Annotated in this window: 4 protein-coding genes and 1 riboswitch; all 4 genes read left to right on the top strand. The window is 58.2% G+C overall.

What is annotated here, in order from left to right:
- The first annotated feature begins 10 nt into the window (after positions 1-10).
- The 4 genes from GFC01_RS14955 to GFC01_RS14970 all read left to right on the top strand — a co-directional run bounded on the left by GFC01_RS14955 (position 11) and on the right by GFC01_RS14970 (position 6,040).
- Positions 11-1,363, top strand: coding sequence for a GumC family protein (locus GFC01_RS14955; RefSeq protein WP_152947971.1), 1,353 nt, complete (start codon positions 11-13; stop codon positions 1,361-1,363).
- 4 nt (positions 1,364-1,367) lie between these two features.
- Positions 1,368-2,081, top strand: a complete 714-nt coding sequence (locus GFC01_RS14960) for a CpsD/CapB family tyrosine-protein kinase (RefSeq protein WP_152947972.1) — start codon at positions 1,368-1,370, stop codon at positions 2,079-2,081.
- 215 nt (positions 2,082-2,296) lie between these two features.
- Positions 2,297-2,380, top strand: a riboswitch (cyclic di-GMP riboswitch).
- 92 nt (positions 2,381-2,472) lie between these two features.
- Complete coding sequence (wbaP, locus tag GFC01_RS14965; protein WP_341474023.1) at positions 2,473-3,996, top strand: undecaprenyl-phosphate galactose phosphotransferase WbaP; 1,524 nt, start codon at positions 2,473-2,475, stop codon at positions 3,994-3,996.
- A gap of 706 nt (positions 3,997-4,702) precedes the next feature.
- A complete protein-coding gene (locus GFC01_RS14970) occupies positions 4,703-6,040 on the top strand; it encodes an O-antigen ligase family protein (protein ID WP_152947973.1) in 1,338 nt (445 codons plus the stop codon).
- The last annotated feature ends 181 nt before the right edge of the window (positions 6,041-6,221 follow it).

Consider the following 6,221-nt stretch of genomic DNA (forward strand, 5'->3'; position numbering starts at 1 on the left):
GAAAAAGAAATTGGCCGAACCCAGTCCAGCCCCGAACGCCGCCCTCATCGAGGAGGAAGTCATCGACCTGCGGCAGTACGTGAAAGTGTTACAGAAGTGGCGCAAGGTCATCGCCCTGGGCACGCTGCTGGCCGTGTTCACCTCCGCCATATTGAGCTTTTTCGTGCTGCCCCCGGTTTACGAGGCCCAGACGCTGCTTTTGGTCACCATGGCCACGGACAAGCAGCCCGTTGTCCAGAACCCCCAGGGGGGCCTGGAGGGAGTGGTGGGGGCCATGTCCCGCCTGCCCATCCTGACCATGAACACCTACCTGGGCCAGCTGAAAAGCGAAGTGTTGCTCCAGCGGGTCATTGATAAATTAAAGCTGGACCCGGACCTGTACACTCCCCGCACCCTTTCCGGCCAGATCAAGGCCACGGTGGTAAAGGATTCCAACCTGATCGACGTGCGGGTGCAGAACCGGGACCCACAGCTGGCCGCCCGCATCGCCAACGCCCTCAACGAAGAATACCTGAAACTTCTATCTGAAAAGAACCAGGAGCAAATGTCCCGCTCGGTAACCTTCCTGAAAGATCAGCGCGCCGCCACCGAGAAGGAACTCCAGAATGCCGTTGAAGAGCTGAAAAAGTTCCAGGCCCAGCCCCGGGGCGTGGCCGTCCTGGAACAGGAATTCAAGAAGAAATCGGAAGACCTGGCCGGTTACGAATCCCAGCTGAAAATGGCCGGCGTGGAACTGGACCAGCTCACCGCCGGGGTAAGTTCCCTGGAGGGCGAACTAAGCTCCACACCGAAAATGGTTGCGGTGGAAAAAGAGGATCCGGCTACCGGGAAAACCGTTACCATGCAGGACCTGAACCCGGTATATACGGCCCTGGCCCAGAAGCTGGGTGAGAAAAAGGCCGCCCTGGCGGAAAAGAGCGCCCAGGTACAGGGCCTGCAGGGCGTGGTGGACGGGCTGCGGCAGGAACTGGACAAGTTGCAGGCGGAACTGACGGGCAAAAAGTTACAGCAGGATAAACTGCAGAGCGAAGTGGACCGGCTCAAGCAGACAGTGGAGACACTGGCCCAGAAGACCACCGAAACCCAGATCGCCAAATCCGTAAACCTGGGCGACACCAGCGTGGTGGTGGTTTCGGATGCGGGGGTCCCCTCCCGCCCCATAAAACCAAATAAAAAGCTGAATATCGCCGTAGCCCTGGTTCTGGGCCTGCTGGCGTCCACCGCCCTGGCCTTTGTCCTGGAGCACCTGGATTATACCATCAAAACACCGGAGGATGTATCGAAACATCTGGAACTGCCGGTGGTGGGGGTCATCCCCCAGGTCACCCCCCGCACCGGCAGGAACCCATCCTATGGAGGCTAGATAAATGTTCAAGAATAACGGCTACGCGCCCCCTCTCATAGCCTCAAAGCACCCGAAATCGGCCGCCGCCGAGGCCTACCGCACCCTGCGGACAAACCTGGGGTTTGCCGCCCTGGATCAACCCTGTCGTTCCATCATGGTGACCAGCGCCGGCCCGGAGGACGGCAAGTCCACCACGGCGGCCAACTTAGCCGTGGTGCTGGCCCAGGCGGGCCACCGGGTGATCCTGGTGGACTGCGACCTGCGCAAGCCCACACAGCACAGAAATTTTCAGGTGGAAAACCACCGGGGCATAACCAACTGCCTATTGCAGGACCTGGACCCTGTGGCCGTCTCCCACAACGGCCTGGTGGACAATCTATCCGTGCTCACCAGCGGCCCCATACCGCCCAACCCGGCGGAACTCCTGGGTTCGGAGAAGGTGCGCGCCCTCTGGCCGGCCCTGCTGGAACGCTTCGACTACGTGATTGTGGACTCGCCCCCGGTGCTGGCCGTCACCGACGCCGCCCTGCTGGCCGCCCAGGTGAACGGGGTGCTCCTGGTGATCCGGGCCGCCGCCACCCGGGTGGAAATCGCCCGGGAAGCAAAGGAGCAGCTGGCCAAGGCCGGCGCCCGCATCATCGGCGTGGTCTTAAACCAGGTGAAAATGCCCGCCCGGGACTACCATTATTACTACTATTACCGCCGGAAGGAAGAGGAAGAAAAGGTTAAATTTTAGACGGGAACCCCGTCAGATAGGATAAAAGCATTGGAAACACAGGAAATATTTCGTGTTTTCAGGAAGGATTTGCAAGTGTTTTTTCGAATATAAACTATGGGGAACGAAGTGGATATGTGTTTAGAAAAAATCAACCAAAATTTAAGAGAAAATTAAGGTTCTGCTGGAAGGATCGACCGGCCATTGCGTCGAAAAAAAGATTATGATTATATGTTTAATTGAGCGGAGGCCTTGAACCGCCGCCCGTACCTGGGCGCCTGGGCGGTGGCGAGCCGGTGGCGCAACCGGCCGCTGTACAAATAAGGCGGCCTGCCCGTTTTTACCGGGCCGGTTATGCTGCAGTGCAGCCTGCCGGCTCCCCAGGCGGCCTGAAAGGGAGTGGCAGCATACAGTGGCTGAAACGTCCCGGAATCTGGCTCTAGAAGGGAGATTGCCCCGTTGGGACGCGGCTACCCTTCCCATGCCGGTGGGAAGGCAGGGGTATTTGCGCGGGGTTGCCGCGGCAGCCCTGGTCGTCTCAGACCTGTGCGCCCTGGCCGTATCCCTGACCCTGGCTGTTTTGATCCGCATACATATTCTGCCCGTGCTTCTTCCGGTTTTCCCGCCGGGTGTCCCCCCGTCCATGGTGGAGAAACTTTCCTGGGTTCCGATCATCGCCGTCCTCTGCCTGGCCTACGAAGGCCTGTACACCCGGCGGCTGCCCTTCTGGCGGGAGGTGAAAAGGCTGGTGAAAGCACTCACCCTGGCCTTTCTGCTGGTGCTGGCCGCCGTATCCCTGGGCAAGATGAGCGGCGAGTTCTCCCGCACCGTGCTGGTGCTGGGCTATGCGGGCGGGCTTTTCCTCCTGCCCCTGGGGCGCCTGGCGGCCAAGGGCGTCCTGGCGCGCCTGGGCCTGTGGGCGCTGCCCGTGCTCATCCTGGCCGCCGGTAAAACGGGCGAACTGGTGGCGCAGGCCCTGTTGCGGGACAAATACCTGGGTTACCGCATCGCCGGCTTCCTGGACGACGACCCGGCCAAGGGCGCCCGGGGCGTGCAGGTGAACGGCACCCGTTTGCCGGTACTGGGGGGCTTCCGGGACAGCGATAGAGTCATGGTTCAAACCGGTGTGTGCCACCTCATCGTGGCCGCCCCGGGCATGGACCCGAAGGCCCTGGTGGGCCTGATCAACCGGCTGCAGCGCTCCGCCGCCTCGGTGACGGTCATCCCGGACCTGTTCGGGGTACCCGTCATGGGCGTGGAAACGGATTATTTCTTCGATGAGCAGGCCCTGTCCCTGCGCATTAAAAACAACCTGGCCAGCCCCTGGAACATGTTTATCAAACGCGCCTTCGACCTGGCGGTGGGGACAATCATCCTGCTTCTGGCCCTGCCCCTCATGGCCGCCATTGCCCTGGCCATCAAGATAGACTCTCCCGGGCCGGTAATCTTCGCCCACCGGCGCATCGGCCGGGGCGGGAGGGAGTTTAAGTGCTACAAGTTCAGGACGATGGTGGTCAACGCCGAGGCCGTCCTGCAGGAAATGCTGCGCAAGGACCCCGCCCTGCGGGCCGAGTGGGAGCGCGACTTCAAGCTCAAAAACGACCCCCGCATAACCAGGGTGGGCAGGTTCCTGCGGAGGACAAGCCTGGATGAGCTGCCGCAGATCTTCAACGTCCTCAAGGGCGAAATGAGCCTGGTGGGGCCGCGGCCCATAGTCAGGAAAGAAATTTTGCGCTTCGGGCCGTACATAGACGACTTTTACCTGGTGCGTCCGGGCATCACCGGACTCTGGCAGGTGAGCGGCCGCAACGACATCGACTACCCGGAGCGTGTCCGCCTGGAGTCCTGGTACGTCCGCAACTGGTCCCTGTGGCTGGATATAACCCTGCTCATCCGCACGGTGGGAGTAGTGCTGGCCAGGCGGGGGGCTTATTGATTCCAGATAAACGAATTGTCTTCGGAGCACGGGTGCCCTTGGGGAAATCTTTACATTGACGATAACCTGTTGACGATACCGGAAATTCTCCGCCAGACAGGATATTACACGGAGGGTATTTCCTGCAACGCTCTGGTTTCGCCCGCGACAGGTTTTGGGGGAGGCTTTGATCGTTTCTGGGATTTGAGCAACAGTTATCCTTTTGGTGAAGCGGTAGCTCCATCCGGATTTCAGTTAAAAGAAAAATTGCTAACCCTGGTTGGAAAACCATCTTCTTCCCACCTAAGGTGGCTTTTAAATAAAACGCTTGCAAGAACTTATAGCTTGTTCGGGAGCTGGAAAGTGCTGTTAACGCGGCAAGCATTAAGATTAGCCGCCACATTGGTACTAAAGATAGGCTCGTCCAACTGCATGAACTCTTTGCCACGCTGGCGAATCTTTGCGATTCATTGTTTCCCGTTCCTAAAGGAAGTATTGACCTTCAACACGACAAGAGAGAATGTGCGGTGGTGGAGGATATTGACGCGCCGATGCGAGTAAAGGATTGGGCGGCCAGGGGCCCGAAGTTTGATGTGGCGGCCTTTCCCTTCCGGAAGCTGATGAAGGTTTCCATCCGGTTAGAGGGCACGGCGTGCCCCGCAATACCGGTTTTACAGCCGCAGGATTCAGTATCGTTTACCTCGCTCACGTGAAAGGGTTGACAGATATGGATAAGGAATTGATCCTGCTTCTGGTGTGCGGAACAGTCGTCTTTTTGCTCGCCCTGGTGAGGCCGGCCTACGCCCTCACCATAACATTGGGAGCGAATTTTTTCCTCCAGCCCCGCCCCCAGATCGCGGGTGTCTATGTCATTTTGGCAGATGCTGCCATCGTTGCTCTGACCTTAGCCTGGATATTCAGATCAATCGCCAGTGAAAGGCTCACATTTCCAAGGACCGGCCTCGAACTCGCTTTTGGGGTTCTCGCAGGCGCTTACATCCTTTCGGCAGTTTTTGCTTTTGACCATGGTCGGGCGCTGGTTAAAACCGTTCAGTTGGTTGAGTGGGTTCTTCTCTTCTATCTTACAGTGAACTATGGACGTGGTGAAAAAACCCTCCGTCTCCTCGTCGGTACGCTCATAGGCGTTGGCCTCTTCGAAGTTGCTCTAGCCGCTTACCAGGCGGCGCGGATGGAGGATTTCCGCCGGGTTACCGGCACCCTGGGCAATGACTTGGGCTGGTATATGTTTATGCTGTTGCTTTTTGCGATGGTCCAGTTTGTTACATACACCGAACTAAAACACAGGCTCTTATGGGCTGTCGCTGGTATATTCTTCACCTTCGGTTTTCTGTTAACCCAAGTGCGCGAACTATGGTTTTCGCTCCTGGTGGCTTTATTGGTTTTAGCGATTCTGGAGGCCTTCATCCACCGTCGACCCAAACGTTTTTTGCGGTTCTTGGGCGTTGTGGCGGTCAGCGGCGCTGCGGGCATCATCCTTTTACTACCAAAACTTGGTCCCTATTTGGTCTATCTTGAGAACCGCAGCCTGGATACGCTTTACACGCGATTGGGTCAGTGGGGATCGGCGCTTAACATCTTCGCCGCGCATCCCTGGGCCGGGATTGGCCCAGGTGGTTTTGGTCAATTATGGGTCCCTTTTATCCCTGAAACGTACTATTCGCTATGCGTGGCCTACGGCCTGGTCGGCAATTCGGAAATTGACGCCCACAGTTTTCTTTTTACCCGGCTGGCCGAGACGGGGCTTCTCGGTACGGCGGCGGCAGTTTGGGTGCTGTGGCGCCTGGCCAGACGCACAGCACGGGTTAAAGGACTATCGCTACCCCCGTTGGCCCAGGGCATTGCCATAACCGCGCGGCTATTGGCGGTCCTTGCCCTGCTGACACTTGTTTACAGCGACTTCTTCCAGATCAAGCTGTTCTGGATGCTGGTGGGTCTGGGCCTGTCCTGCCGCAGTTTTGCCGCGGGCACGGTTCGGCCGGAAGCGAAGGCGGCCAATCTCCGGCCATCGCCGCACGAGGAGGGGGCGTATAACTTTGGGTGTTGAAGGGTTTTATAAGCTGAGTTAAGTTGTCAAGGGGTTGACATAACGAGAATAATTACTGCTCCCCTTATTGACATGTTCCTGGTGAGCCCTTGAGGTTAACCTTAATCAAAGTGGCGCCGTCAGGGAAGTCTTGACGGCCGGGGTCCCCGCGTGTGGTACAATTGAGTGACCGGCGGGGCAC

Source organism: Desulfofundulus thermobenzoicus, from assembly GCF_009428905.1.
Taxonomy (GTDB): domain Bacteria; phylum Bacillota; class Desulfotomaculia; order Desulfotomaculales; family Desulfovirgulaceae; genus Desulfofundulus_A; species Desulfofundulus_A thermobenzoicus.

Coding starts and splice junctions, on each gene's coding strand:
- GFC01_RS14960 (WP_152947972.1), top strand. CDS start 1,368: ATGTTCAAGAATAACGGCTACGCGCCCCCTCTCATAGCCTCAAAGCAC.
- GFC01_RS14970 (WP_152947973.1), top strand. CDS start 4,703: ATGGATAAGGAATTGATCCTGCTTCTGGTGTGCGGAACAGTCGTCTTT.